Source organism: Paraburkholderia sp. MM5384-R2 (genome assembly GCF_014201025.1).
Classification (GTDB): Bacteria; Pseudomonadota; Gammaproteobacteria; order Burkholderiales; family Burkholderiaceae; genus Paraburkholderia; species Paraburkholderia tuberum.
In genome coordinates, this window is sequence record NZ_JACHDI010000016.1 from 165,449 (window position 1) to 189,708 (window position 24,260).

Genomic DNA, 24,260 nt, shown 5'->3' on the forward strand with positions numbered 1-24,260 from the left:
GCTGTGCGGAGGACGATATGACAGTGACAAGAAAGACTGCGACACACCGGCTGTTCGCGCTTCACCAGTTCTGCCTGCCGGCTCTCGCCGCGCTCGCGGTCGCCACGAGCGGCCTCGCGCCCGCCGCGTCGCAGGCGGCCACGCTGCCCGACAAGACGCTGGTGTTCTGCTCCGAAGGCAGCCCGGCGGGCTTCGATACCGCGCAATACACGACCAGCGTCGAATTCAGCGCCGGCTCGTACACGGTCTATAACCGGCTCGTCGAATTTGCGCACGGCAGCACGGACATCGAGCCAGGACTCGCCGAAAAGTGGGACGTGTCGCCCGACGGCCTCACCTATACGTTCCATCTGCGCCACGGCGTCAAATTCCAGACCACGTCGTACTTCAAGCCGACCCGCGAATTCAACGCGGACGACGTCGTGTTCACCTACGAACGCATGCTCGATCTCGAGAACCCGTTCCGCAAGGCGTATCCGGTCAATTTCCCGTATTTCAACGACCTCGGTCTCGCGAAGAACATCGCCAAAATCGAGGAGGTCGATCCGTACACGGTGCGCTTCACGCTGAAGGAAGTCGACGCGCCGTTCCTGCAGCAGATCGCGATGCCGTTCGCGTCGATCCTGTCGGCTGAATACACGGATCAGTTGCTCAAGGCGGGCAAGGCGTCCGACATCAACCAGTACCCGGTCGGCACCGGTCCGTTCATCTTCCGCAGCTATACGAAGGACGACACGATCCGCTTCGACGGCAATCCCGACTACTGGAAGCCGGGCGTCGCGAAGCTCGGCAAGCTGATCTTCGCGATCACGGTCGATCCGGCCGTGCGCCTGCAAAAGTTGAAGCGCGGCGAATGCCAGGTGATGTCCTATCCGCGCCCGGCCGACATCCCCACCGTGAAGGCCGATGCGTCGCTCGCGATGCCAAGCGAAGTGGGCTTCAACCTCGGCTATATCGCGTACAACACGACCAAAAAGCCGCTCGACAACGTGCTCGTGCGCCGCGCGCTCGACATGTCGGTCAACAAGAAGGCGATCATCGAAGCGGTCTACCAGGGCGCGGGCCAGCTCGCGACGAACCCGATGCCGCCGACGCAATGGGGTTACGACAAGAACCTGAAGGACGCGCCCTACGACGTCGACAAAGCGAAAGCGCTGCTGAAGCAGGCGGGCTACCCCGACGGCTTCGAGCTGACGCTGTGGGCGATGCCGGTACAGCGCCCGTATAACCCGAATGCACGCCTGATGGCCGAAATGCTGCAGGCGGACTGGGCGAAGATCGGCGTCAAGGTGAATATCGTCACGTACGAATGGGGCGAGTACATTCGCCGCGCGCACGCCGGCGAGCATCAGGCGATGCTGATCGGCTGGACGGGGGACTACGGCGACCCTGACAACTGGCTCGGCGTGTTGCTCGGTTGCGACGCGGTCAACGGCAGCAACTTCTCGAAGTGGTGCTACAAGCCTTACGACGATCTGATCAAGCAGGGCCGCAGCACCACCAACATGGCCGATCGCACCAAGGCCTATACCCAGGCGCAGGAGATCTTCAAGGACCAGGTGCCGTTCACGCCGATCGCGCATTCGACCGTCTATCAGCCGATCAGCAAGAACGTGACAGGCTTCAAGATCGATCCGTTCGGGCCGACGCAATTCCTGGGGGTTGGGGTGAAATAAGCGGGCGCGGCGCGCTTTTTTGCGCCGCATTCGTCGCCGGGCGGCTCGAAGGGGCCCGCCCGGCCCGTGACACAACCGTGGCAAAACGTTTGCACGAAGTGTTTCCTGTCGTCAACAGAGGGATTTTGCTCCGCTTGGTAGCCGGCCCAAGCTCAAGTAATATCCCGCTACGCTGGCGCAAGCCGGCCCCGAACCTGGAGGAAACATGAAGCAAAACAATCTGTTGCGCGTCGCGCGTATATCCACGCTCGTCGCTGCCGCAGCGGCATCCCTGCTTGGCGTCACGAGCGCGCAGGCCGCTGGGATCCCGAACAAAACCCTCGTTTACTGCTCGGAAGGCAGTCCCGCGGGTTTCGATCCGGCCCAATACACGACGGGCGTCGACTTCACGGCCAACACGTTCACCGTCTATAACCGCCTCGTCGAGTTCGAACGCGGCGGCACCAAGGTCGAGCCTGGCCTCGCGGAGAAGTGGGACGTGTCGCCCGATGGCAAGACCTACACGTTCCATCTGCGTCATGGCGTGAAGTTCCAGACCACCTCGTTCTTCAAGCCGACGCGCGAATTCAACGCGGACGACGTGGTCTTCTCGTTCCAGCGCATGCTCGACCCGAACCAGCCGTTCCGCAAGGCGTATCCGGTGCAGTTCCCGTACTTCACCGACATGGGCCTCGACAAGCTGATCACGAGCGTCGAGAAAGTCGACCCGTACACGGTCAAGTTCACGCTGAAGGAAGTCAACGCGCCGTTCATCCAGAATCTGGCGATGGAATACGCGTCGATCCTGTCGGCTGAATATGCGGATCAGCTGCTCAAGGCAGGCAAGGCCGCCGACATCAATCAGTACCCGGTGGGCACCGGTCCGTTCATCTTCCGCAGCTACACGAAGGACGCGACGATCCGCTTCGACGGCAATCCCGACTACTGGAAGCCGGGCGCGGTGAAGATCTCGAAGCTGATCTTCTCGATCACGCCGGATGCCGGCGTGCGCGTGCAGAAGATCAAGCGCGACGAATGCCAGGTGATGAGCTATCCGCGCCCGGCCGACATCGCGCCGCTGAAGGCCGAGCCGAATATCGACATGCCGTCGCAACCGGGCTTCAACCTCGGCTATCTCGCGTACAACGTGACGCACAAGCCGGTCGACAAGCTCGAAGTGCGCCAGGCGCTCGACATGGCGATCAACAAGAAGGCGATCATCGAATCGGTCTACCAGGGCGCGGGCCAGCTCGCGACGAACCCGATGCCGCCGACGCAATGGTCGTTCGTCAAGAATCTGCCGGCCGCCTCGTACGATCCGGCCAAGGCGAAGGATCTGCTCGCGAAGGCGGGCTACCCGAACGGCTTCGACCTTACGCTGTGGGCGATGCCGGTGCAGCGCGCGTACAACCCGAACGCGCGACTGATGGCGGAAATGATCCAGGCGGACTGGGCGAAGATCGGCGTGAAGGCGAAGATCGTCACGTACGAATGGGGTGAGTACATCAAGCGCGCGCACGCGGGCGAAGACGACACGATGCTGATCGGCTGGACCGGCGACAACGGCGATCCGGACAACTGGCTCGGCACGCTGCTCGGCTGCGAGGCGATCAACGGCAACAACTTCTCGAAGTGGTGCTACAAGCCGTTCGACGATCTGATCCAGAAGGGCCGCACGACTTCGGATGTGGCGACGCGCACGAAGATCTACGGCGACGCGCAGCGTATTTTCGCGCAGCAACTGCCGTTCTCGCCGATCGCGCACTCGACCGTCTATCAGCCGGTCAGCAAGAAGGTGGTCGACATGCGCATCGAACCGCTCGGCTACGCGCGCTTCGACGGCGTCAGCGTCAAGTAATCGTAAAGTTCGCGCAGTAGGCCGCAATACAGTACGTCGCAACACAGTACACTTTTCGCACGGTTAGAAAACTGGTCGAAATGGTCCGGCGACCGGGGTCACGAGCCCTCGTCGCCGGTTGCGTTTTTTCATCACCAGTACCATGGGAGCGAACCATGTTCCGCTTCGTTTTGCGCCGCATCGGCATGGTGATACCGACGTTCATCGGCATCACGATCCTCGCGTTCGCGCTGATTCACCTGATCCCGGGCGACCCCATCGAAGTGATGATGGGCGAGCGCGGCGTCGATCCGGCCATGCATGCGGCCGCGATGCACCGCCTCGGGCTCGACGAGCCCTTGCCAATGCAGTACTTCCACTACATCGTGCGCGCCGTGCACGGCGACCTCGGCACTTCGATCATCACCAACACGAGCGTGATGGGCGAATTCCTCGCGCGCTTTCCCGCCACCGTCGAACTATCGTTCTGCGCGATGCTGTTCGCGCTGATCGTCGGCCTGCCGGCGGGCGTGTTCGCGGCGCTGAGGCGCGGCACGGTGGTCGATCACGGCGTGATGGGCACCGCCCTGACCGGCTACTCGATGCCGATCTTCTGGTGGGGCTTGATCCTCATCATGGTGTTCTCGGTCAAGCTCGGCTTGACGCCGGTGTCGGGCCGCATCGCGGTCGAATACGACATTCCGCACGTGACCGGCTTCATGCTCATCGACTCGCTGATGTCCACCGACGAAGGCGCGTTCAAATCCGCGCTCAGTCACCTGATCCTGCCGGCGATCGTGCTCGGCACGATTCCGCTCGCGGTCGTCGCGCGCATGACGCGCTCGTCGATGCTCGAAGTGCTGCGCGAGGACTACATCCGCACCGCGCGCGCGAAGGGGCTGTCGCCGGGACGCGTGATCGTCGTGCATGCGCTGCGCAATGCGCTGATTCCGGTCGTCACCGTGATCGGCCTGCAGGTCGGCACACTGCTTGCGGGCGCGGTGCTGACCGAAACGCTGTTTTCATGGCCGGGCATCGGCAAGTGGCTGATCGACGCGATCGGCCGGCGCGATTATCCGGTCGTGCAGGGCGGTATCCTGTTGATCGCCACGCTGGTGATCGTCGTGAACCTCGTCGTCGATCTGCTGTACGGCGTGCTCAACCCGCGCATTCGCCATACGAGGTAAATCACGATGGCTGATATCCAAAACACCGTCCCCCAAGCGGTTACCCCGCCGAGCGGCCGCGGCATCGCGGCACGCGAATTCTGGGCGAACTTCTCGCGCAACCGCGGTGCGGTCGGCGCGGGCATCATCGTGCTGGTGCTGGTCTTCATCGCGATCTTCGCGCCGCTGATCGCGCCGCACAGCCCGATCGAGCAATACCGCGACTCCGTGAAGATCCCGCCGGCGTGGCTCGACGGCGGCAACTGGAAGTTCATTCTCGGCACCGACGAAGCGGGCCGCGACATCCTTTCGCGTCTGATGTACGGCGCGCGGCTGTCGTTCTGGATCGGTTTCGTCTCGGTGGTCCTCGCGCTGATTCCGGGCGTCGTGCTCGGCCTCGTCGCCGCGTTCTTCGAGAAATGGGCCGACACGCCGATCATGCGCATCATGGACGTGCTGCTCGCGCTGCCGTCGCTGCTGCTCGCGGTCGCGGTGGTCGCGATCATCGGTCCGGGTCTCGTCAACACGATGCTCGCGATCGCGATCGTCGCGCTGCCGGGCTATGTGCGTCTGACGCGCGCGTCCGCCCAGGGCGAGTTGCAGAAGGAGTATGTGACCGCTTCACGCGTCGCGGGTGCGAGCACGTTGCGGCTGATGTTCTCGCAGGTGCTGCCGAACTGCACGGCGCCGCTGATCGTGCAGGCAACCCTTGGCTTTTCGTCGGCGATTCTCGATGCCGCCGCGCTCGGCTTCCTCGGCCTCGGCGTGCAGCCGCCGTCGGCGGAGTGGGGCGCGATGCTCGCGTCGGCGCGCGATTACATCGACAGCGCATGGTGGATCGTCACGATGCCCGGCCTGTCCATCCTGATCTCGGTGCTTGCGATCAACCTGCTCGGCGACGGGCTGCGTGACGCGCTCGACCCCAAACTGAAACGGATGGCCTGATCATGAGCAATCTATTGACCATCCGCAATCTCGCGGTCAACTTCGGCGGCCTGCCGGCGGTCGACCGCATCAATCTCGACGTGGCGGCCGGTGAAGTGGTCGGCGTGGTCGGCGAATCGGGCTCGGGCAAGAGCGTGACGATGATGGCGCTGATGGGCCTGATCGACGCGCCCGGCAAGGTCTCCGCCGACGAAATCACGTTCGACGGCAAGAACCTGCTGAAGGCCTCCGCGAGGGAACGCCGCAAGATCATCGGCAAGGACATCGCGATGGTGTTCCAGGACGCGCTGACGAGCCTGAACCCGAGCTACACGGTCGGCTATCAGATCAAGGAAGTGCTGAAGCTGCACGAGGGCCTGCGCGGCGGCGCGCTAGACAAACGCGCGCTCGAACTGCTCGATCAGGTCGGCATTCCGGACGCGAAGAACCGTATCGGCTCGTTTCCGCATCAGATGTCGGGCGGCATGAACCAGCGCGTGATGATCGCGATGGCGATCGCCTGCAACCCGAAGCTGCTGATCGCCGACGAGCCGACCACCGCGCTCGACGTGACGATCCAGGCGCAGATCATGGAATTGCTGATGCGCCTGCAGAAGGAACGCGGCATGGCGCTCGTGCTGATTTCGCACGATCTGGCCGTGGTGTCCGAGGTCGCGCAGCGCGTCGCCGTGATGTACGCGGGCGAGGTGATCGAGACGAACAAGGTGCCGGACATCTTCGCCGCGCCTCATCATCCGTACACGGAAGCGCTGTTGGCTGCGATTCCCGAGCACAACGTCGGCGCGGTGCGGCTCGCGGCGCTGCCGGGCATGGTGCCGGGGCGCGACGACCGGCCCAAGGGGTGTCTGTTCGCGCCGCGCTGCAAGTACGTGGTCGACGACTGCATGAAGGCCCGCCCCGCGCTCGCGCCGCTGCCCGCGCACGCCGAGCTCACGCGCGTGCGCTGCATCAAGCCGCTGAACCTCGAGAAGGACGCCAACGTTCACACGCAAGGAGGCGCCCGATGAGCGCAGTACCCGAAACCCGTCGCCAGTCGGATCGTACTGGCGATCACGTGCTCGTCGCCGACCAGCTCGCGCGCTACTACACGGTCAAGCGCGGCATGTTCGCGCACGGCACGGTGAAGGCGCTGAACGGCGTGTCGTTCGCGCTCGAGCGCGGCAAGACGCTGGCGGTAGTCGGCGAGTCCGGCTGCGGCAAGTCGACGCTCGCGCGTCAGCTGACGATGATCGAAACGCCGAGCGCGGGCCGCCTGCTGATCGACGGCGAGGACGTGGCCGGCGCGAATCACGAGAAGATCGCGGCGCTCAGGCGCCGCGTGCAGATGGTGTTCCAGAACCCGTTTGCGTCGCTCAATCCGCGCAAGACCGTCGAGCAGACGCTCGGCGAACCGCTCGCGATCAACACGCAGATGAGCGCGACCGAGCGCGCCGAGCGCATCGCGCAGATGATGCGCACGGTCGGCCTGCGGCCCGAGCACGCGAAGCGCTATCCGCACATGTTCTCCGGCGGCCAGCGTCAGCGTGTGGCGATCGCGCGCGCGATGATCCTCGATCCGCAGATCGTGGTCGCCGACGAACCGGTCTCGGCGCTCGACGTCTCGATCCAGGCGCAGATCCTGAACCTGTTCATGGACCTGCAGGACGAGTTCAAGACGAGCTACGTGTTCATCTCGCACAACCTGTCGGTGGTCGAGCATATCGCCGACGACGTGATGGTCATGTACTTCGGCGGCGTCGCTGAACTCGGCGACAAGCAGCGCATCTTCTCGAAGCCGCGCCATCCGTACACGCGCGCGCTGATGTCGGCGACCCCGTCGATCTTCGAGGCCGACCGCACGATCAAGATCAAGCTGCAAGGCGAAATGCCGTCGCCGCTGAATCCGCCGTCGGGCTGCACGTTCCATCAGCGCTGCCCGTACGTGATCGACCGCTGCCGCAGCGAGGAGCCGAAGCTGCGAGAAGTGGATGGCCGCCTGGTCTCCTGTCACCGCGCTGAAGAGGTGGGGGACGTGGATGCCTGATGTGATGGCGGCGCGTCGTCTTGCGCGCCGCTTGTGTGAGGGCGGCTGGATAGCCGCCTTCGTGCGGCGCCGCGGGGCGCGTGCGCTGGGAGGCGCCGCGCCCTGCGGCGCATTTGCTGGAAGGTTCGCCGGCAAGTTTTTTCGCACGTTTCTCTGCGCGTTTGTTCATGCGCTCGCGCGCGCCTTTTTCTCCGTATTTCTTCCCGCGTCGCTGTCCGCTTTATTTCGCGTAGGCTGCGCGCTGTCGGTCGGCGCGGCCGTACCCTGCATCGCTCACGCGGCCGGCGCGGCGGCCAAGGCGCCAGCCCAGGCGGCCCGTCCTGCCGTCACGGTGCCAGCCACGCCACCGCCGTCGATTGCGCCGCCTCCGGTCCCCGGCACCACCGCGAGCGGACCGGTGCGTCTGCAACCGGCGCGCATGCCGTTCTATGTCGCGACGCGCGGCAGTACGACGATCTACGTGCTCGGCACGCTGCACGTCGGCGATCCCGCCGACTATCCGGCGGGGCAGCCGTTCCGCGCGCCGATCCTCGCGGCGCTCGCCGCGTCGCCGACGCTCGCGCTCGAACTGTCGCCCGACGAGCTGCTGGTGTCGCAGGACGACGTGTCGAAGTACGGCGTATGCAAGCACGACTGCCTGCCGCGTCTGCTGCCCGAGCCGCTGTGGCACAAGCTCGCGTTGCGGCTGCGCGGCAACCCGGCCGCGCTCGATGCGATCAAAAAAATGCGGCCGTGGCTCGCGTCGCTGGTGGTCGAGACCTACGACTCGCTGTCTGCGGGTCTGCAAACGGAATACGGCACCGAAGCGCAATTGCAGAACGTCTATCTGAAGACGCGCGGCAAGATCGTCGGACTCGAAACGCTCGCGCAACAGATGCGCGCGTTCACCGGACTGTCGGCCGCGCAGCAGCGGGAGATGCTCGCGCAGGATCTGGTGCAGACGCCCGCGCAGAACGTCGAGGACGTGCGCACGCTGCACCGGCTGTGGCGGGTCGGCGATGCCGATGCGATCGCCGCGTGGCAGGCTGCTAAATCGGAGAAGCTCGCGCGCGACCCGCGCGTCTCCAATTCGATCGACAACCGGATCGTCTACGAGCGCAATCGCCGCTTCGTCGCGAGAATGCTGCAGCTCGCCGCGCCGAACAAGCCGCTGTTCGTCGCGATCGGCGCGCTGCATCTGGGTGGGCCGAAGGGCGTGCTGCAGTTGTTGCGGCAGCACGGCTTCGTGGTTGAGGCGGGTTGAGTCGGTTCGAGACTGCGGCCGTAGCGGCGGGATCGATCAGAAGGTTTGCCAGTCGGCGTCGGACGACGTCGAGACCGCCGGTTCGAGCTTCGCGGCCGGCGTTTTGGCGGGGGCGTTTCTATTGACAGCTGGCAGCGGCGCCGATTTCGGCTGCGCATTGTCGCGCGCAGCGGGCAGGGCGGAGGGCGGCGCGGTGCGCGTTGCCGGCGAAGCAGGCGCGCGCTTCTTCGGCATCTGCGGCGTGACGCCACGCGCCGTCGACGGCTCACCGTTACCGACCTTGAACGCCGACACCACGCCGGCCAGCTTCGCCGCCTGCTCTTCGAGCGACTGCGCCGCGGCGGCCGCCTGTTCGACGAGCGCCGCGTTCTGTTGGGTCACTTCGTCCATCTGGTTGACGGCCTGGTTGACCTGCTCGATGCCGCGGCTCTGCTCTTCGGACGCGGCCGCGATTTCGCCGACGATGTCCGACACCTGGCGAATCACCGTCGTGACGTGGCCCATTACGGTGCTGACTTCGACGGCCTGCGTCGAGCCGTCGCGGATCATCGAAACCGACGAGCCGATCAGTTCCTTGATCTCCTTCGCCGCCGCCGCCGAACGTTGCGCGAGGCTGCGCACCTCGCTCGCGACGACCGCGAAGCCGCGTCCCTGCTCGCCGGCGCGCGCGGCTTCGACCGCCGCGTTCAACGCGAGGATGTTGGTCTGGAACGCGATGCCCTCGATCACGCCGGTGATCTCCGAGATCTTGCTCGAGCTGCCGCTGATCCGGCCGATCGTCGCGGCCATCGCCTGGACCGCGTCGTTGCCGCTCGAGGCCATGCTCGCGGCGTTGGTGGCGAGCGTATTCGCCTGACGCGCGTTGTCGGCGTTGTGCTTCACGGTTTCCGTGAGCTGCGTCATGCTCGCCGCGGTTTGTTCGAGCGACGCGGCCTGCTCCTCGGTGCGCGCGGACAGATCGAGATTGCCGGCCGCGATCTCGCGCGTCGCGGTGCTGACCGAATCGGTGGAGGCACGCACGACTACGATGCTTTCCTCGATACGACGCAACAGCGCGTCGAACGCGACGGCGCCGCGGCCGAATTCGTCCATGCGCGGGCTCGCCGCGCGCCTCGACACGTCGAGCGTCTCGGTGATCTCCTCGAATTTTCTGCGCTGCCGGATCAGGCCGCCGCACACGATCCGATGCAACTGCAGACCACCGTATAGCGCGATCGCCGTGCTGAGCCAGGCCATCGCGATCAGCGCCGTGAACCACGTGCGGCTGGCCGACGCCGCGTCCCCGCTCAACTGGGACAGCCCGATGAGGCCCGCGAGGCCGGCGAGGAAGGTCAGCGCGACGCAACTGCCGAAGATCAGCAGGATCCGAATCCTGATCGTGAGGTGGGGCTTCTGCACTTTGTCTCCTTTTACTGGTTATGCATGACCTGCGCGCTGAAATAGGGGGGTCATGCAGGCTCAGCACTGGAGTACGGCAGATCGGGGAGCATTCTGAAGGGGAGCGCGGTTGCCTCTTGGAGGCCTTGTTGCGCTTTCGGGCTGTCAGACAGAGGCCGGGGAGGCGATCCTCTCGCGCATTTCTCGGAGGAGTCCGACTCGTGCTGGATCCAGTGCCTGTTAGCTTCGTCAGAAATATTCCGCAAGCGACTGACAGGAAGGCGATCATCGCCGTGGGCGTCAGTTTTTTTGTCTCGCTGATGTTGGCCGTTTCTCTTTTAGCGATCGTTGGTTATTTGCGTCATATGCACCGCCGTTGATTCAACATCAACAGCTTTCGGGCGGCGAGGTACTGCGTCAGATGGGCAGCACCTCGTCGATATAAACGCCGCTACAGAAACATCAAGAAATTCAACAGAAAGATATTGATCACCAGCAGCGTCAACGCCGTCGGAATCTGCGCCTTGATCACCGCATTCTTGTCGGGTAATTCGAGCAGCGCAGCCGGCACCATGTTGAAGTTCGCGGCCATCGGCGTCATCAGCGTGCCGCAGTAGCCGGAGAACATGCCGATCGCGACCATCACGGCCGGGTTGCCGTGGAACACGCCGACGAGGATCGGCACGCCGACGCCGCCCGTCATCACCGGAAACGCGGCGAAGCCGTTGCCCATCACCATCGTGAACAGCGCCATGCCGACGCAGTACACGGCCACCGCGACGAAGCGGTACTCGAGGCTGATATACGACGTGGTCACGTGCGCGACCGCCTTGCCGACGCCCGCGTCCGAAAACACCAGACCGAGCATGCCGAGCATCTGCGGCAGCACCGCGGCCCACGACAGCGCATCGACGAGGCGGCGCGCTTCCTTCATCGACTGACCAACCGTGTCGCGCGTGATCACACAGGCGATCGCGAGCGCGATCACGCAACCGAGACCGAAGCCGATCAGCGTGACGTTGGCCTTCTGGATCAACGGCACACCGCCGAACACGAGATGGCTTGCCGCGAGCGTGATGATCACGGTGACGACCGGAATCGTCAGCGCGGGCACGAACAGCTTGTTGCGCAGTCGCGCGGCGCTCGCCTGACGTGCTTCGAGCGACAGCGTCTTCGGCTTGCCCGCGGTGACGCCGCCGAAGCCCGCGATCAGCGCCATCGCGACCACCGCGACGCCGACCACGGCCGGCGGCAGCCGGTCGCCGATCAGGAAGATCAGCGCGTAAAGAATCCAGAAGCCGCCCGCGGTGAGGCGGCGCGGATGCTCGCGGTCCGTGACGATCATGCCGCCGACGATCAGCAGCACGATGCCGAGCAACCAGAACAGATAGGTGATCGTGAAGGTCATGCTTCGTCTCCGGTAGCACGCGTGGCCGACGACGGCGTCGATGCGGCGGTCGCCTTCGCGGTCGAAGTGCCGCCCGGCGCCTTGCCGCGCAATTCACGCTCGAGCCGGCGGTCGAGCAGCCAGAGCCGGAAACCATGCACGATGAACGCGCTGATCGCGGTCGGAATGCCCCACACGGCGACGTGAATCGGCTCGACGACGATGCCCGCTTCCTTCAGGAAAGTCGTCATCAGCACGATCGCGCCGAACGCGACGAAGATGTCCTCGCCGAAAAAGAGGCCGACGTTGTCGGTTGCGGCCGAGAACGCGCGCAGCCGGAAGCGCACCGCGTCGCTGATCTTGCCGAAGCGGTTCTCGGTCGCGCCCTCGGCCATCGGCGCGATCAGCGGACGCACCATCTGCGGATGGCCGCCGAGCCCGGTCAAGCCGACCGCGGCGGTCAGCTCGCGCACGAGCAGATAGACGATCAACAGACGTCCGGCGGTCGCCGCCTTGATGCTGCTGATCCACGCCTGCGCGCGTTCGCGCAGGCCATGCCGTTCGAGCAGGCCGATCACCGCGAGCGGCAGCAGGATGATCAGCGGGATGTTGCGCGTCTTGATGAAGCCGGTGCCGATCAGCGCGAGGATTTTTTCCGGCGGGAATTGCGCGGCGAAACCGGTGACGATCGCCGCGACGGCCACGATCAGCATCGGATTGAAGCGCAACAGAAAGCCGACGATGATGACGGCCACACCGATGAGCGGCCATAGACTGACAGTTGTCTGCATCAGGATCTCCAGGAGGTCATTCAATTTCGCCGCGGGTAGCGGCCGTTATGAACCGGCGCGTGCGGCTTCATGCGCCGGCTTGCTGCCGCGGCTCTGCGGCCGCGTCGAACTCTCTTTACCTGCCCCGCGGATCCGCGTGTGTCGGCACCCGTGGGTTTGCAGCGGGCATCGCAATCGATGCCCCAGCTGGCGAACGCCCCGCGGGGAAGCGGGGCGCTGGATCGGTCACGCGCGCTGGATCGGCTAGACGCGCGCGGTGTGGACGGCGGTGTTGCGAACGCTCAAACGCGCGCGGCGCTCGCCGCATGCACTTCGATGCCTGCGTCGGCGAGCGCGCCGCGAATGCGTCGCGCGAACGCCAGCGCATGCGGGCCGTCGCCGTGCAGGCAGATGGTCTGCGCGTTCAACGGCACCCACTGTCCGTCGACGGCCTTCACGCGTTGCTCGCGGATCATCACGAGCGTGCGCGCGAGCACTTCGTCCTCGTCGTCGAGCAGCGCGCCCGGCTCCTTGCGCGGCACGAGCGAGCCGTCGGCGCGATAGCCGCGGTCGGCGAACACTTCCTCGATCGCGGTCAGGCCCGCGTTGCGCGCGGCGCTCACGAGCCCGCTGTTGGCGAGTGCGAACACCGCGACAGACGGATCGAAATCGTGCACCGCGGAGACGATCGCGTCAGCGATCTTCGCGTCGCGCGCGGCCTGGTTGTACAGTGCGCCGTGCGGCTTCACATGCGCGATGCGCCCGCCCTCGGCCTGCGCGATCGCCGACAGCGCGCCGAGCTGATACAGCACGCCCGCGTAGATCTCGCCCGCCGGCAGCTCCATTTCCTTGCGGCCGAAATTCTCGGGATCGTTGAAGCTCGGATGCGCGCCGATCGACACGCCTTTCTGCACGGCCCAGCGCACGCAGTCGCGCATCGCGTTGGGGCTGCCCGCATGCCAGCCGCATGCGATGTTGGCCGAGCTCACGAGGTCGAGCAGCGCCTCGTCGGAGCCGCAGCCTTCGCCGAGATCGGCGTTCAGATCGATTTCCATGGGGATTCCTTTACTCAGTGTCACAGCGCCGCGAGCGCCACCCGGCGCGCGCAACGCTCTTCATGCATCGCGATCGCGGCATCGATCTGCCGCAGATACGTGCGTTCTTCCAGCAAAGCCTGGCGCGCTTCGTAGGGCGTCGTCGGGATGAAACGGACAGCACCGTTCAGGCGCACCTGCGCGAGCTTCCACAGATCGGCCTGAATCACCGCGCCGATCTTCGGATAGCCGCCGGTGGTCTGCGCGTCGCTCATCAGCACGATCGGCTGACCGTTCGGGGGCACCTGGATCGTGCCGGGCAGTACCGCGTGCGACAGCAGGTCAGTCTTGTGCGTGCGCTTCAGCTCGGTGCCGGCAAGGCGATAGCCCATGCGGTTGCTGTTCGGCGTCACGAGCCACTCGTCGGACCAGAACGACTGCTGTGCATCCGCGGTGAAGCTGTCGTATTCGGGGCCGCGCAGCACGCGGATCGGTATGGCCCACGGCACGCCCGTCGGATGACGACCGCGCCGCAGCGGCTCGTTGACCAGCACGAACTTGCACCAGGCGGGCGCCTTCACGCCGAACTCGGGCGCCTCGGGCGTGAAGCCGAGGTGGCCGCGCTGCTGCGGCGCGCCGACCGGCAGACGGTCGCCGTCGTTGAGCGCGCGGCCGCCGAGTCCGCCGAAATGGCCGGCAAGGTCGGTGCTGCGCGAGCCGAGCATCGGCAGCACGTCGATGCCGCCCGCCACGCAGACATAGCCGCGCATGCCGCGCTTCGCCGCGTGCAGCACGAGCTCCTGGCCGGCCTGCACGGGCAGACTCCAATACGAATAGACGGGTTTGCCGTCGAGCGTCGCGCCGAACTCGGTGCCGGTGATCGCGACGCGCGTCGCGCGCAAAAAGCGCAGCGCGGTCGGGCCGAAGGTGATTTCGAGGCCGGCCGCGTCGGGGCGGTTGCCGACCAGCCGGTTGCCGACTTCGAGCGACAGCCGGTCGAGCGCCCCCCCCATCGCGACGCCGAGATGCCGATAGCCGTGGCGGCCGAGGTCCTGGATCGTGGTCTGGAGACCCGCGCGGATCACGTCGATCATGCGTGCATCCCCGCGATCGTGAAGCGCACCCGGTCGCCGGGTTGCAGCAGCGTGGGCGGACGGCGCGCCGGATCGAACAGCGGCACCTCGGTGCGGCCGATCAGCTGCCAGCCGCCCGGCGACACCGCCGGATAGATGCCAGTCTGCTCGCCGCCGATGCCGACCGAGCCCGCCGGCACCTCGAGCCGCGGCGACGCGCGGCGCGGCGTGTGCAGCGCGGTGTCGAGCCCACCCATATAGGCGAAGCCGGGCTGGAAGCCGAGAAAGAACACCACGTAGACGCCGCCCGCATGACGTTCGACGACCTCGCGCGCGCTCAAGCCCGTATATTCGGCGACCGCCTGCAGATCGGGGCCGAATGCGCCGCCGTACTGCACTGCAATCTCGACGTCGCGCCCGGGCGCGACGGCTTCGGCCGCTGCGTTCCAGGCCGTCAGCAACTGCTCGCCGAGCGAGTCGGCGTCGGTCGAGAGCGGGTCGAACACGAGCGTCAGATTGTTCATGCCGGGCACGACTTCGAGCACCTGCGGCCAGTCGCGCGCGGCTTCGGCCGCAGCCCACACGCGCTGCTGGCACTCCAGCGTGGCGGGCGGCGGTGCTTCGCAGACGAGCGCGGCATCGCCGAGGGGAAAAATTCGTGGTTGGCTCATGACTGGGCGGCCCGGATCGAGTCGGAGGATGAGGCGGACAGCGCGGCACGGAGTCGGCGACGTTTGGAGCGTACATTATCAATAAAATATTGACGATTTACCAATAAGCGTTTTTGCCAGGCTCGTCGGCGGCGAGCATCGTCGTACACTTGCGACACTTTTCCAGCCCATTTTCGTCACGGGAACCTCGTATGACGCGTCATCCCACCAAGATCGTTTCGTCGGAACATCTCGTCTCCGAGAGCAGCGCGGAACTCTCGGAACTCGAATACGCGCTGATCATGGCGGGCAATGCGTTCAACCGCTGGATGGTGCGCTGCATGTCGGCGGCCGGCGACAAGGACATGACCGCGATCGAGGTGTCGCTGCTGCATCACGTGAGCCATCGCGAACGCCGCAAGAAGCTCGCGGACATCTGCTTCGTGCTGAACATCGAGGACACGCACGTCGCGACGTACGCGTTGAAAAAGCTCGTAGCTAGAGGGTACGTAAAAAGCGAAAAGACCGGCAAGGAAGTGTTCTTTTCCGCAACCGACGCGGGGCGCGAACTATGCCTGAAGTATCGCGAGGTGCGCGAAAACTGCCTGATATCGACGCTCAAGGAAAGCGGCCTGACCAACCAGCAGATCGGCGAGGCCGCGCAGTTGATGCGCAATGCGTCGGGCCTGTACGACACGGCGGCGCGCGCGGCGGCTTCGCTGTAACGAGGAGACACCGCGCAAGCGCCGGCGCGTCGCACGCCGCGCATCCGCGTTCAGCCCGGCAGCGCCGGATGAAACCCCGCCTCCGTGACGATCAGATCGAGCGCAATGTCATGCGCCTCGCGTTCCAGCGTGTCGGTGCGGCACGCTTCGTAGGCGATGCCGACCGTGATCGGCTTGTGCGCCGCCGGCCAGCCGGCCAGCGTGCGGTCGTAATAGCCGCCGCCGTAGCCGAGGCGGTAGCCGTCCGAGTCGAAACCCACGCAGGGCACGAACAGCAGCTCGGGCAGCACCACGCGCCCCGAGGTGGGCTCGGCAATCTTGTGATGGCCGATTTTCATCGACGTCGCGGGCGTCCAGGCATGGAATTCGAGCGCCACGCCACGTTCTTTAATGATTGGCAGACTGGCTTCGTGGTGCGAGTCCGCGGCAAGCCAGAGCGCAATCGCGCCGCGCGCGTCGAACTCGCCGGCAAGCGGCCAGTAGAATCCCGCGCTGCGTACCGCGTAGTGCTTCAGCGCGTCGAGCATCCGACGCCCGAGCGCGGCATTCTTCGCCGGCTCGGAAGCCGCTTGCAGACGGCTTTCCAGCAACATCCGGCGCAGCGCCTTTTTCGTTGCCGGGACAGGGTTGCATGCTATGCTTGGGTCCAATTCGCGCTCCAGAAACAACGATGTCAAAACGCCTTTTTCGAGTATATCGCGCGACCAGTGTCGCGCTTGCCGCAGCGGCACTCGTGGCCTGCAGCACTGCCTCGGCCGTCAAGCCCCTTCCGATCTCGCAACTCACGAACGACGACCAGATTTTCGTCCAGCTTCGCGAAGCCTCGCGTACTAACGACGCGGCGCGCGCAGCCCAGCTCGCGAGCATGATCCCGAATTATCCGGCGCCCTCGTATCTGGAGTACTTCCAGATCAAGCCGCAGCTGTTCGATTCGACCGGCCATGCGCGCATCGACGCACCGGACGCGCCCGTGCTCGCGTTCCTGCAGAAGTACGACGGCCAGGCGATCGCCGATCGCATGCGCAACGACTACCTGACGGTGCTCGGCACGCGTCACGACTGGCGCAACTTCGACCAGCAGTACGCGAAGTTCGTGCTCGACGACGACACTCAGGTCAAGTGCTACGCGCTCGAATCGCGCGCGTCGCGCGGCGAGAACGTCGCGGACGCGGCGCGCGCGCTGCTCGTCGAGCCGAAGTGGTACGGCGACGGCTGCGTCGATCTGATCACGGTGCTCGGCGTGAACCACCAGTTCAGCGCCGACGACATCTGGGCGCAAATCCGTCTCGCGTACGAGCAGAACTACACGAGCACCGGCAGCAAGCTCGTCGACGCGCTCGGCGACCAGCCGCCCGACCCGGTGCTGTTCAGCCAGGCGACCAATACGCCGCCGCTATTGCTCGCGCGCGGCGTCGGACCGGATGCGCAATCGCACCAGCTGGCGCTGCTCGCCATCACGCGCATGGCGCGCAACGATCCGGCCATGGCCGCGGCCACGTTCGCGTCGGTCGCGCCGTCGCTGAATTCGCCGGAGCGCGCGATCGGCTGGGGCACGATCGGCTATCAGGGCGCGCTCAAGCAGATGCCTGGCGCGGTCGACTGGTTCCGGCTGTCGGCCAACGCGCCGCTGTCGAATCCCGCGTATGAATGGCGCACACGCAGCGCGCTGCTCGCAGGCGACTGGAACATGGTGCGCTGGTCGATCGAGCAGATGCCCGAGTCGCTGCGCAAGCAACCGTCGTGGGTGTACTGGCACGCGCGCGCGCTGAAGGAGGCCGGCGACACGGCCACGGCCAGTCAGGAATTCCAGTCGATCGCGTCGAACTTCAACTTCTACGGCCAGCTCGCGCTCGAAGAGCTCGGCCAGAAGATCACCGTGCCGCCGAAAACCACCGTGACCGACGCCGAAGTGCAGCAAGCCGGCACCACGCCGGGCTTCGGTCTCGCGCAGCGCTTCTATGGTCTGAACCTGCGGCTCGAAGGCAATCGCGAGTGGAACTGGCCGTTGCGCAACATGTCCGACCGGCAACTGCTCGCCGCCGCCGAGTACGCGCGCCGCATCGAGCTGTACGACCGCACCGTCAACACCGCGGACCGCACGAAGAGCGAGCACGATTTTTCGCTGCGCTATCTATCGCCGTTCCGCAACATCGTCGAGCAGGACGCGCAGTCGAGCGGGCTCGACGTCGAGTGGGCGTACGGGCTGATTCGCCAGGAGTCGCGCTTTATCATCAACGCGCGCTCCGGCGTCGGCGCGGGCGGACTGATGCAGCTCATGCCCGCCACCGCGCAACTGGTCGCGAAGAAGATCGGTCTGGGACCGGTGTCGCGCGAGCAGATGAACGACATCGACACCAACATCCTGCTCGGCACGAACTACCTGGCGATGATCTACAATCAGTTCGACGGGTCCGCCGTGCTGGCCACCGCCGGCTACAACGCAGGTCCGGGCCGTCCGCGCAACTGGCGGCAGTCGCTGCAGCGCCCGGTCGAAGGCGCGGTCTTCGCCGAGGCGATTCCGTTTCAGGAAACTCGCGACTACGTGAAAAATGTGTTGTCCAACACGGTCTACTACGCGGCATTGTTCGAAGGCCGTCCGCAATCGCTGAAGGCGCGCCTGGGTTACATCGCACCGTAAGCGCCTTGGCGCCGCAATCTCGCTTCGAGGTTGCGGCGCGCTTCGCCAGCCGTTGCCGCGGCTTCCATCAGGGAGTCGAAAAATGCGACATCAAGCCATCGCGGTCATCGGCGGTTCAGGGTTTATCGGCAGCTACCTCGTCAACGCGCTCGTCGAGACGGGCAAGGACGTGCGCGTCGCCACACGGCGACGCTACAACGCGCGACATCTGACCATGCTGCCGATCGACGTGCTCGAAACCGATGTGTTCGATCCGGTGCAACTCGCGCGCTTCGTCGAGGGCGCCGATTGCGTAATCAATCTCGTCGGTATCCTGAACGGCAAACGCGGCAAGCCCTATGGGCGGGAGTTCGCGCATGCGCACGTCGAGCTGCCGACGCGCATCGTCGCCGCCTGCGAAGGCAAGGGCGTGCATCGGCTGATTCATCTGAGCGCGCTAGGCGCCAATCCGAACGGCCCGAGCATGTATTCGCGCTCGAAGGCCGACGGCGAGAAAGCCGTGCATGCGGCGAACGTCGGGTGGACGATCTTCCGGCCGTCCGTCGTGTTCGGACCCGAGGACGCGTTTCTGAACAAGTTCGCGTTCCTGCAGCGCGTGTTTCCGGCCATTCCGCTCGCGATGCCGGACGCGCAGTTCCAACCGGTCTATGTCGGCGACGTCGCGAAGGCGATCGTCAACGTGCTGGATCTCGATGGCGCGAGCGGCCGCACCTACGAGCTCGGCGGTCCGACCGTCTACACGCTCGAAGACCTGGTTTCGTACTGCGGCGACGTGATCGGCAAGCATGCGCGCATCATCCGTCTGCCCGAGCCGCTCGCGCGCCTGCAGGCGTTGAGCTTCGAAATGGCGCCGGGCGAACCGGTGATTTCGCGCGACAATCTCGATTCGATGAAGGTCGCCAACATTCTGAGCGGGCCGCTCGCGCCCGAGCTCGGACTCGAACCGGTCAGCATCGAAGCGATCGTGCCGACGTACCTGACCGGTGCTGCCTCGGGTTCGCGACTCGACACGTTCCGCGCCAACGCCGGACGCTGAAGCCTTTCCCTCTACCTGATAACCAGTATGAAACTGCTGATTGGTGACAAGAACTATTCGTCGTGGTCGATGCGTCCGTGGCTGCTGCTCACGCACTTCGGCATTCCGTTCGACGAGGAATTGATCCTGCTGTACGAAGCGGACACGAATGCGAAGATCCGCGCTCAGGCGCCGCGCGGACCGGGCAAGGTGCCGTGCCTGATCGACGACGCCGGGCAGGCCGTGTGGGATTCGCTGGCGATCGCCGAAACGCTCGCCGAGCGCTTCCCGCAACACGCGCTGTGGCCGCGAGACGCGGCGGCGCGCGCACATGCGCGCAGCGTCAGCGCCGAGATGCATGCGGGGTTCGGCGAGTTGCGCTCGAAGATGTGGATGAACATCCGTGCGTCGTTCCCGGGCAAGAACGCGACGCCGGGCGCGCTCGCCGATATCGCGCGGATCGAGACGATCTGGCGCGACTGCCTCGAGACCTACGGCGGTCCGTTCCTGTTCGGCGAATTCGGCATTGCCGACGCGATGTTCGCGCCGGTCGCGATGCGCTTCAACACGTGGAAGCCGGCGTTGTCGGAGACCGCAGCCGCCTATGTCGAGCGGCTCACCGAGCTGCCCGCGGTCAATGCATGGATCGACGCCTCGCGCCGCGAAACGCACGCGATCGCCTATCAAGACGAATGCCCATGAATATCTATGCAGTAGGTGGCGCGGTCCGCGACGAACTGCTCGGCGTGCCGGTGCAGGACCGCGACTACGTGGTGGTGGGAGCGACACCCGAGCAGATGGTCGCGCAGGGCTATCGGCCGGTGGGCAAGGACTTTCCGGTATTCCTGCATCCGCAGACGCACGAGGAGTACGCGCTCGCGCGCACCGAGCGCAAGACGGCGGCCGGCTATCACGGCTTCCAGTTTTTCTATGCGCCCGACGTGACGCTCGAAGAAGACCTCGCGCGCCGCGATCTGACGATCAACGCGATGGCGCGCGAGGTGCGCCCGGACGGCGAGCTGACCGGCCCCGTCATCGATCCGTTCAACGGCCAGGCTGACTTGCAGGCGCGGCTTTTTCGCCATGTCAGCGCAGCGTTCCTCGAAGATCCGGTGCGGATTCTGCGCATCGCGCGTTTCGCGGCGCGTTTCGTCGATTTCACGGTCGCGCCGGAAACGCTGGCGCTGATGCGCGAGATGGTCGCCGAGGGCGAAGCCGATGCGCTGGTGGCCGAGCGCGTGTGGCAGGAGGTGTCGCGCGGCTTGATGGAGAAGAAGCCGTCGCGGATGTTCGGCGTGCTGCGCGACTGCGGCGCGCTCGCGCGGATTCTGCCGGAGATCGACGCGCTGTTCGGCGTGCCGCAGCGCGCCGACTATCATCCCGAGGTCGATACCGGTGTCCACGTGATGATGGTGCTAGACCATGCCGCGCAGCAGGGCTACGCGCTGCCGGTGCGCTTCGCGGCGCTGACGCACGACCTCGGCAAGGCGACCACGCCGGAGGATCTGCTGCCGCGGCACATCGGCCACGAGGGCCGCAGCGTCGATCTGCTGAAGCCGCTGTGCGAGCGGCTGCGCGTGCCGAACGAGTGCCGCGATCTGGCGCTGCTGGTCGCGCGCGAACACGGCAATATTCATCGCGTGATGGAGATGGGGGCGGCGGCTCTGGTGCGCCTGCTCGAGCGCAGCGACGCGATCAGGAAGCCGGCGCGCTTCGCCGAGGCGCTGCAGGCCTGCGAGTCGGATGCACGCGGGCGGCTCGGCCTCGAGATGAGCGAGTACCCGCAGGCCGAGCGGCTGAGGCTCGCACTGGTGGCCGCGCGAGGCGTGGATGCAGGGGCAGTGGCGCAGCGGCTCGCCGATGCGCCGGCCGGCATCAAGGACGCCGTGCATGAGGAGCGCGTGCGTGCGGTAGAGGCTGCGCTGGCTTGAAGTCGCGCGGGCGTAAAGTAGCGCGCGACGGCGCCTACAACACCCGCGCCAACAGCGACAACAGCATCGACAGCACCAGCGTCGACATGAACGGAAACGGATACTCGCGGCCGAACAGCCGCAAGGTCACGTCGCCGGGCATCCGGCCGATGCCGAGCTTCCTCAGCCACGGCCAGCACGACGACAGCACCGCGACGGCAACGAAGGTCGTCAAAAGCCAGCGAATCATCGCGAGTCCTCGAGCCAGAGCGGATTCACAGTCACAGCGTATGCGAACGATCGCCGCTCGAAAAGGCGCGCAGCGTATCGTCGAGTCCACGCGAAAACGCGATCACCTTGAAGAGCTCGCCCATCTCCGCCTCGGACAGCAGCTTCTGTACCGCGTTGGCGGCGGGAAGAAAGCGCGCGGCGTCGGCGGGATCGATTTCGCTGAGCACCTCGGTGACGCCCGCGTTCAGCAGGAAGCGCGCTTGCGATGTGAAGCCGAGCAGGTCCGCGCCGGTCTCGACGCCCGCCTCGGCGATGCCGGTGAATTCGACGTGCGCGGTGATGTCCTGCAGACCGGGGTACAGGAACGGGTCGCCGTGCGCGCGGTGCCGGTAGTGGCACATCAGCGTGCCCTGCGCGCGCTGGTCGTGGTAGTACTCGTGGCGCGGAAAACCGTAGTCGATCAGCAAGATCGCGCCGCGCGCGAGCATCGTGCAGATGGTGCGCGTGAAGGCGCGCGCGGCTTCGTGCGTTTCTGTCACGTAGTCGTCGCCGGCCGGTTCGCGGGTCGCATCGATTTCGGTCAGCAGCGCGAGGTCCGCGGCGGCCGCGACGGGCCGGTCGTCGAACGCGAATGCGCCGTCGCGCCACACCACGCCGCGCTCGCGCCAGACACCGCCGTTTTGCGCGAAGAGCCGCACCGGCATCGCATCGAGCACCTCGTTGCCGATCACCACGCCTTCGAAGCGCTGCGGCAACGCGTCGAGCCAGCGCACTTTCGCGAGCAGCGCGGGCGCGGCCGCCGCGATCGTTTCGCGCTGCCGCTCGCGCAGCTCACCCGATAGATCGATGATCGAATAGCTGTCGAACCCGGCGCCGAGCGTGTCGAGCGCATTGAGCAAGCCCGCGGCGAGCTTGCCGGTGCCGGCGCCGAACTCCATCACATCGCGCGTGCCACTCGCCTCCAGCGCTTCGGCGAGCGGGCGCGCGAGCGTCGCGGCGAACAGCGGCGACAATTCCGGCGCGGTGACGAAGTCGCTGCCGTCGTCGGCGCGCAGGCCGAATTTACGCGCACCGCCGCTGTAGTAGCCAAGACCCGGCGCGTACAACGCGCGCTCCATGTAGCGGTCGAACGGCAGCCAGCCGCCGACCGCGTCGAGCTGCGCGCGGATCTCGGCGACGAGCGCGTCGGACTGCGCGAGCGCGCTCGGGCCGGGAGCAGGTAAACTATCGGGCTGGTGAGCTTTGGGATTCATCCCCGCATTGTAAATGACCGTTTCTCCGGACATCGCTGCCCGCGCGGCTGAACTGCCGCCCGAAACGCCCCGCGTCGTGCTGATTACGGGCGCCGCGCGCCGCATCGGGCGCGCGCTCGCCCTCGGCTTCGCCGCGCGCGGCTGGGACGTGGCCGTGCACTACGGTGCCTCGCGTGAGGACGCCGACGAAGTGGTCGCGCAGATCGTCGCGCTGGGCCGCCGCGCGGTCGCGCTGCACGCCGATCTCGGCGTCGAGACGCAGGTCGCCCGGCTGCTGCCGGACTGCGCCGCTGCGCTCGGGCGGCCGTCGTGCATCGTCAATAACGCGTCGCGCTTCGAGGAAGACACGGCGCGCGACGTCGGCTACGAGCTGCTGCTGAAGCTGACCGCGATGAACGTCGGCGCGCCGCTCGTGCTCGCGCGCATGCTCTACGACGCGACGCCCGATGCGGCGTTGCGCGACGAAAGCCAGCGCGGCGTCGTCATCAATGTGCTGGATCAGAAGCTGTACAACATGAACCCGGACTATCTGTCGTACACGCTGTCGAAGGCGGCGCTGCAGACCGCGACGGTCGCGCTCGCTCAGGCGCTCGCGCCGAAGCTCCGGGTGGTCGGGCTCGCGCCCGGGCTGACCATGCAATCGGGCGACCAGACCCAGCACGGGTTCGAGGCCGCTCACCGTATGACGCCTCTTGGCCGTGCGTCGCGGCCCGAGGATATCGTCGCCGCCGCGCTGTATCTCGCGGATGCAGCCGGCGTTACCGGAACGACGCTGGTGGTCGACGGCGGGCAGCATCTCGTGCCGCTGCCGCGCGACGTGATGTTTTTGACGGGCGCCTGACACGCGCGCGTGGCCGGCCTTCGCGGCGGCCATCGCGTGTGGCGAAGCGCCCCTTTGCGTGCCCCGCACGCTTTTTTGGACTGGAACGAACATGTTTGCCGCTCTTTCGCACCCCCGGCTCGCCGATTGCCGCCGGCTTTTTCTGCGCAATTACGAAGTGCACATCAATATCGGCGTGCACGACTTCGAAAAGCGCGGCGAGCAGCGCGTCGTGATCAACGTCGAACTGTTCGTGCCGCTCGCGATGTCCACGCCGGTGCACGACAAGCTCACCGAAGTCGTCGACTACGACTTCATGCGCTCGACGATCGCCAGGCGCGTCTCGCAAGGCCATATTCATCTGCAGGAAACGCTGTGCGACGACCTCGTGCGCGCGATGCTCGAACATCCGCAGGTGCGCGGCGCGCGCGTGTCGACCGAAAAGCCGGACGTGTATCCGGACTGCGATGCGGTCGGCGTCGAAGTCTTCCGCATCAAGGAGGACTGA

The 24,260-nt window shown here is 65.9% G+C and carries 23 protein-coding genes and 1 pseudogene; 15 read left to right on the forward strand and 9 right to left on the reverse strand.

Features of this window, described 5'->3' with window-relative positions:
- The first annotated feature begins 17 nt into the window (after nucleotides 1-17).
- From HDG37_RS24040 to HDG37_RS24070, 7 genes are all read left to right on the forward strand, one after another.
- A complete protein-coding gene (locus HDG37_RS24040) occupies nucleotides 18-1,676 on the forward strand; it encodes an ABC transporter substrate-binding protein (RefSeq protein ID WP_260334967.1) in 1,659 nt (552 codons plus the stop codon).
- A 205-nt stretch (nucleotides 1,677-1,881) separates the two neighbouring features.
- Nucleotides 1,882-3,513, forward strand: coding sequence for an ABC transporter substrate-binding protein (locus tag HDG37_RS24045; protein ID WP_184051867.1), 1,632 nt, complete (start codon nucleotides 1,882-1,884; stop codon nucleotides 3,511-3,513).
- A 155-nt stretch (nucleotides 3,514-3,668) separates the two neighbouring features.
- A complete protein-coding gene (locus HDG37_RS24050; RefSeq protein ID WP_090802564.1) occupies nucleotides 3,669-4,679 on the forward strand; it encodes an ABC transporter permease subunit in 1,011 nt (336 codons plus the stop codon).
- A 6-nt stretch (nucleotides 4,680-4,685) separates the two neighbouring features.
- Complete coding sequence (locus tag HDG37_RS24055; RefSeq protein WP_090802566.1) at nucleotides 4,686-5,603, forward strand: ABC transporter permease subunit; 918 nt, start codon at nucleotides 4,686-4,688, stop codon at nucleotides 5,601-5,603.
- A 2-nt stretch (nucleotides 5,604-5,605) separates the two neighbouring features.
- On the forward strand, nucleotides 5,606-6,610 hold the full coding sequence (locus HDG37_RS24060; RefSeq protein ID WP_184051869.1) for an ABC transporter ATP-binding protein: 1,005 nt from the start codon (nucleotides 5,606-5,608) through the stop codon (nucleotides 6,608-6,610).
- Nucleotides 6,607-7,626: a peptide ABC transporter ATP-binding protein gene (locus HDG37_RS24065; RefSeq protein ID WP_184051871.1), complete on the forward strand. Its 1,020-nt coding sequence runs from the start codon at nucleotides 6,607-6,609 to the stop codon at nucleotides 7,624-7,626. The genes HDG37_RS24060 and HDG37_RS24065 overlap by 4 nt, the downstream gene beginning before the upstream one ends.
- A complete protein-coding gene (locus tag HDG37_RS24070; protein WP_184051922.1) occupies nucleotides 7,619-8,869 on the forward strand; it encodes a TraB/GumN family protein in 1,251 nt (416 codons plus the stop codon). The genes HDG37_RS24065 and HDG37_RS24070 overlap by 8 nt, the downstream gene beginning before the upstream one ends.
- Nucleotides 8,870-8,905: 36 nt before the next feature.
- On the opposite strand, the pseudogene HDG37_RS24075 reads toward HDG37_RS24070, so the two are convergent.
- Nucleotides 8,906-9,853, reverse strand: a pseudogene (locus tag HDG37_RS24075) (methyl-accepting chemotaxis protein); the annotation flags it as partial.
- A gap of 614 nt (nucleotides 9,854-10,467) precedes the next feature.
- Between HDG37_RS24075 and HDG37_RS24080 the strand changes: the two are divergent.
- The gene (locus tag HDG37_RS24080) at nucleotides 10,468-10,626 is read left to right on the forward strand and encodes a hypothetical protein (RefSeq protein WP_184051875.1); all 159 of its coding nucleotides are present in this window, start codon (nucleotides 10,468-10,470) and stop codon (nucleotides 10,624-10,626) included.
- A 71-nt stretch (nucleotides 10,627-10,697) separates the two neighbouring features.
- On the opposite strand, the gene HDG37_RS24085 is transcribed toward HDG37_RS24080, so the two are convergent.
- The 5 genes from HDG37_RS24085 to pxpB form a co-directional block, all read right to left on the reverse strand.
- Nucleotides 10,698-11,654 (reverse strand): DUF979 domain-containing protein, encoded by a 957-nt coding sequence (locus HDG37_RS24085; protein ID WP_184051877.1) that lies wholly within the window; start codon nucleotides 11,652-11,654, stop codon nucleotides 10,698-10,700.
- Entirely contained in the window at nucleotides 11,651-12,424 is a 774-nt protein-coding gene (locus tag HDG37_RS24090) for a DUF969 domain-containing protein (protein ID WP_184051879.1), read from the reverse strand. Before HDG37_RS24090 ends, HDG37_RS24085 begins: the two co-directional genes overlap by 4 nt.
- A 281-nt stretch (nucleotides 12,425-12,705) precedes the next feature.
- Entirely contained in the window at nucleotides 12,706-13,458 is a 753-nt protein-coding gene (gene pxpA / locus HDG37_RS24095; protein ID WP_184051881.1) for a 5-oxoprolinase subunit PxpA, read from the reverse strand.
- Between the two features lie 20 nt (nucleotides 13,459-13,478).
- Entirely contained in the window at nucleotides 13,479-14,531 is a 1,053-nt protein-coding gene (locus HDG37_RS24100) for a biotin-dependent carboxyltransferase family protein (RefSeq protein WP_184051883.1), read from the reverse strand.
- The gene (gene pxpB / locus HDG37_RS24105) at nucleotides 14,528-15,181 is read right to left on the reverse strand and encodes a 5-oxoprolinase subunit PxpB (RefSeq protein WP_184051885.1); all 654 of its coding nucleotides are present in this window, start codon (nucleotides 15,179-15,181) and stop codon (nucleotides 14,528-14,530) included. The genes HDG37_RS24100 and pxpB overlap by 4 nt, the downstream gene beginning before the upstream one ends.
- Nucleotides 15,182-15,372: 191 nt before the next feature.
- Here pxpB and HDG37_RS24110 point away from each other — a divergent pair, with 191 nt between their 5' ends.
- Nucleotides 15,373-15,885: a winged helix DNA-binding protein gene (locus tag HDG37_RS24110; RefSeq protein WP_018418717.1), complete on the forward strand. Its 513-nt coding sequence runs from the start codon at nucleotides 15,373-15,375 to the stop codon at nucleotides 15,883-15,885.
- Nucleotides 15,886-15,935: 50 nt separating this feature from the next.
- On the opposite strand, the gene HDG37_RS24115 is transcribed toward HDG37_RS24110, so the two are convergent.
- Nucleotides 15,936-16,478, reverse strand: coding sequence for a 5-formyltetrahydrofolate cyclo-ligase (locus tag HDG37_RS24115; protein ID WP_260334968.1), 543 nt, complete (start codon nucleotides 16,476-16,478; stop codon nucleotides 15,936-15,938).
- A 77-nt stretch (nucleotides 16,479-16,555) separates the two neighbouring features.
- Here HDG37_RS24115 and HDG37_RS24120 point away from each other — a divergent pair, with 77 nt between their 5' ends.
- The 4 genes from HDG37_RS24120 (at nucleotide 16,556) to HDG37_RS24135 (ending at nucleotide 21,469) form a co-directional block, all read left to right on the forward strand.
- On the forward strand, nucleotides 16,556-18,523 hold the full coding sequence (locus HDG37_RS24120) for a lytic transglycosylase domain-containing protein (protein ID WP_184051887.1): 1,968 nt from the start codon (nucleotides 16,556-16,558) through the stop codon (nucleotides 18,521-18,523).
- An 82-nt stretch (nucleotides 18,524-18,605) separates the two neighbouring features.
- On the forward strand, nucleotides 18,606-19,559 hold the full coding sequence (locus HDG37_RS24125) for a complex I NDUFA9 subunit family protein (RefSeq protein WP_184051889.1): 954 nt from the start codon (nucleotides 18,606-18,608) through the stop codon (nucleotides 19,557-19,559).
- A 27-nt stretch (nucleotides 19,560-19,586) separates the two neighbouring features.
- A complete protein-coding gene (locus HDG37_RS24130) occupies nucleotides 19,587-20,240 on the forward strand; it encodes a glutathione S-transferase family protein (protein ID WP_184051891.1) in 654 nt (217 codons plus the stop codon).
- Nucleotides 20,237-21,469, forward strand: a complete 1,233-nt coding sequence (locus tag HDG37_RS24135) for a multifunctional CCA addition/repair protein (protein WP_184051893.1) — start codon at nucleotides 20,237-20,239, stop codon at nucleotides 21,467-21,469. The genes HDG37_RS24130 and HDG37_RS24135 overlap by 4 nt, the downstream gene beginning before the upstream one ends.
- A gap of 34 nt (nucleotides 21,470-21,503) precedes the next feature.
- Here the strand turns inward: HDG37_RS24135 and HDG37_RS24140 are convergent, their stop codons facing one another.
- Nucleotides 21,504-21,698, reverse strand: coding sequence for a DUF2905 domain-containing protein (locus HDG37_RS24140; protein WP_018418711.1), 195 nt, complete (start codon nucleotides 21,696-21,698; stop codon nucleotides 21,504-21,506).
- A gap of 31 nt (nucleotides 21,699-21,729) precedes the next feature.
- Nucleotides 21,730-22,932: a class I SAM-dependent methyltransferase gene (locus HDG37_RS24145; RefSeq protein ID WP_184051895.1), complete on the reverse strand. Its 1,203-nt coding sequence runs from the start codon at nucleotides 22,930-22,932 to the stop codon at nucleotides 21,730-21,732.
- 13 nt (nucleotides 22,933-22,945) lie between these two features.
- Here HDG37_RS24145 and HDG37_RS24150 point away from each other — a divergent pair, with 13 nt between their 5' ends.
- Both HDG37_RS24150 and HDG37_RS24155 read left to right on the forward strand, forming a co-directional pair.
- A complete protein-coding gene (locus HDG37_RS24150; protein WP_184051897.1) occupies nucleotides 22,946-23,773 on the forward strand; it encodes an SDR family oxidoreductase in 828 nt (275 codons plus the stop codon).
- Nucleotides 23,774-23,864: 91 nt separating this feature from the next.
- On the forward strand, nucleotides 23,865-24,260 hold the full coding sequence (locus HDG37_RS24155) for a dihydroneopterin aldolase (protein ID WP_090802589.1): 396 nt from the start codon (nucleotides 23,865-23,867) through the stop codon (nucleotides 24,258-24,260).

Excerpts from the sequence above, each read along its gene's own strand:
- HDG37_RS24155 (WP_090802589.1), top strand. The coding sequence starts at position 23,865 with ATGTTTGCCGCTCTTTCGCACCCCCGGCTCGCCGATTGCCGCCGGCTT.
- HDG37_RS24100 (WP_184051883.1), bottom strand. The coding sequence starts at position 14,531 with ATGATCGACGTGATCCGCGCGGGTCTCCAGACCACGATCCAGGACCTC.
- HDG37_RS24135 (WP_184051893.1), top strand. The coding sequence starts at position 20,237 with ATGAATATCTATGCAGTAGGTGGCGCGGTCCGCGACGAACTGCTCGGC.
- pxpA (WP_184051881.1), bottom strand. The coding sequence starts at position 13,458 with ATGGAAATCGATCTGAACGCCGATCTCGGCGAAGGCTGCGGCTCCGAC.
- HDG37_RS24050 (WP_090802564.1), top strand. The coding sequence starts at position 3,669 with ATGTTCCGCTTCGTTTTGCGCCGCATCGGCATGGTGATACCGACGTTC.
- HDG37_RS24110 (WP_018418717.1), top strand. The coding sequence starts at position 15,373 with ATGACGCGTCATCCCACCAAGATCGTTTCGTCGGAACATCTCGTCTCC.
- HDG37_RS24090 (WP_184051879.1), bottom strand. The coding sequence starts at position 12,424 with ATGCAGACAACTGTCAGTCTATGGCCGCTCATCGGTGTGGCCGTCATC.
- HDG37_RS24120 (WP_184051887.1), top strand. The coding sequence starts at position 16,556 with ATGTCAAAACGCCTTTTTCGAGTATATCGCGCGACCAGTGTCGCGCTT.
- HDG37_RS24115 (WP_260334968.1), bottom strand. The coding sequence starts at position 16,478 with ATGTTGCTGGAAAGCCGTCTGCAAGCGGCTTCCGAGCCGGCGAAGAAT.
- HDG37_RS24125 (WP_184051889.1), top strand. The coding sequence starts at position 18,606 with ATGCGACATCAAGCCATCGCGGTCATCGGCGGTTCAGGGTTTATCGGC.
- HDG37_RS24065 (WP_184051871.1), top strand. The coding sequence starts at position 6,607 with ATGAGCGCAGTACCCGAAACCCGTCGCCAGTCGGATCGTACTGGCGAT.
- HDG37_RS24150 (WP_184051897.1), top strand. The coding sequence starts at position 22,946 with ATGACCGTTTCTCCGGACATCGCTGCCCGCGCGGCTGAACTGCCGCCC.
- HDG37_RS24085 (WP_184051877.1), bottom strand. The coding sequence starts at position 11,654 with ATGACCTTCACGATCACCTATCTGTTCTGGTTGCTCGGCATCGTGCTG.
- HDG37_RS24130 (WP_184051891.1), top strand. The coding sequence starts at position 19,587 with ATGAAACTGCTGATTGGTGACAAGAACTATTCGTCGTGGTCGATGCGT.
- pxpB (WP_184051885.1), bottom strand. The coding sequence starts at position 15,181 with ATGAGCCAACCACGAATTTTTCCCCTCGGCGATGCCGCGCTCGTCTGC.
- HDG37_RS24040 (WP_260334967.1), top strand. The coding sequence starts at position 18 with ATGACAGTGACAAGAAAGACTGCGACACACCGGCTGTTCGCGCTTCAC.
- HDG37_RS24060 (WP_184051869.1), top strand. The coding sequence starts at position 5,606 with ATGAGCAATCTATTGACCATCCGCAATCTCGCGGTCAACTTCGGCGGC.
- HDG37_RS24055 (WP_090802566.1), top strand. The coding sequence starts at position 4,686 with ATGGCTGATATCCAAAACACCGTCCCCCAAGCGGTTACCCCGCCGAGC.
- HDG37_RS24140 (WP_018418711.1), bottom strand. The coding sequence starts at position 21,698 with ATGATTCGCTGGCTTTTGACGACCTTCGTTGCCGTCGCGGTGCTGTCG.
- HDG37_RS24045 (WP_184051867.1), top strand. The coding sequence starts at position 1,882 with ATGAAGCAAAACAATCTGTTGCGCGTCGCGCGTATATCCACGCTCGTC.
- HDG37_RS24070 (WP_184051922.1), top strand. The coding sequence starts at position 7,619 with ATGCCTGATGTGATGGCGGCGCGTCGTCTTGCGCGCCGCTTGTGTGAG.
- HDG37_RS24145 (WP_184051895.1), bottom strand. The coding sequence starts at position 22,932 with ATGAATCCCAAAGCTCACCAGCCCGATAGTTTACCTGCTCCCGGCCCG.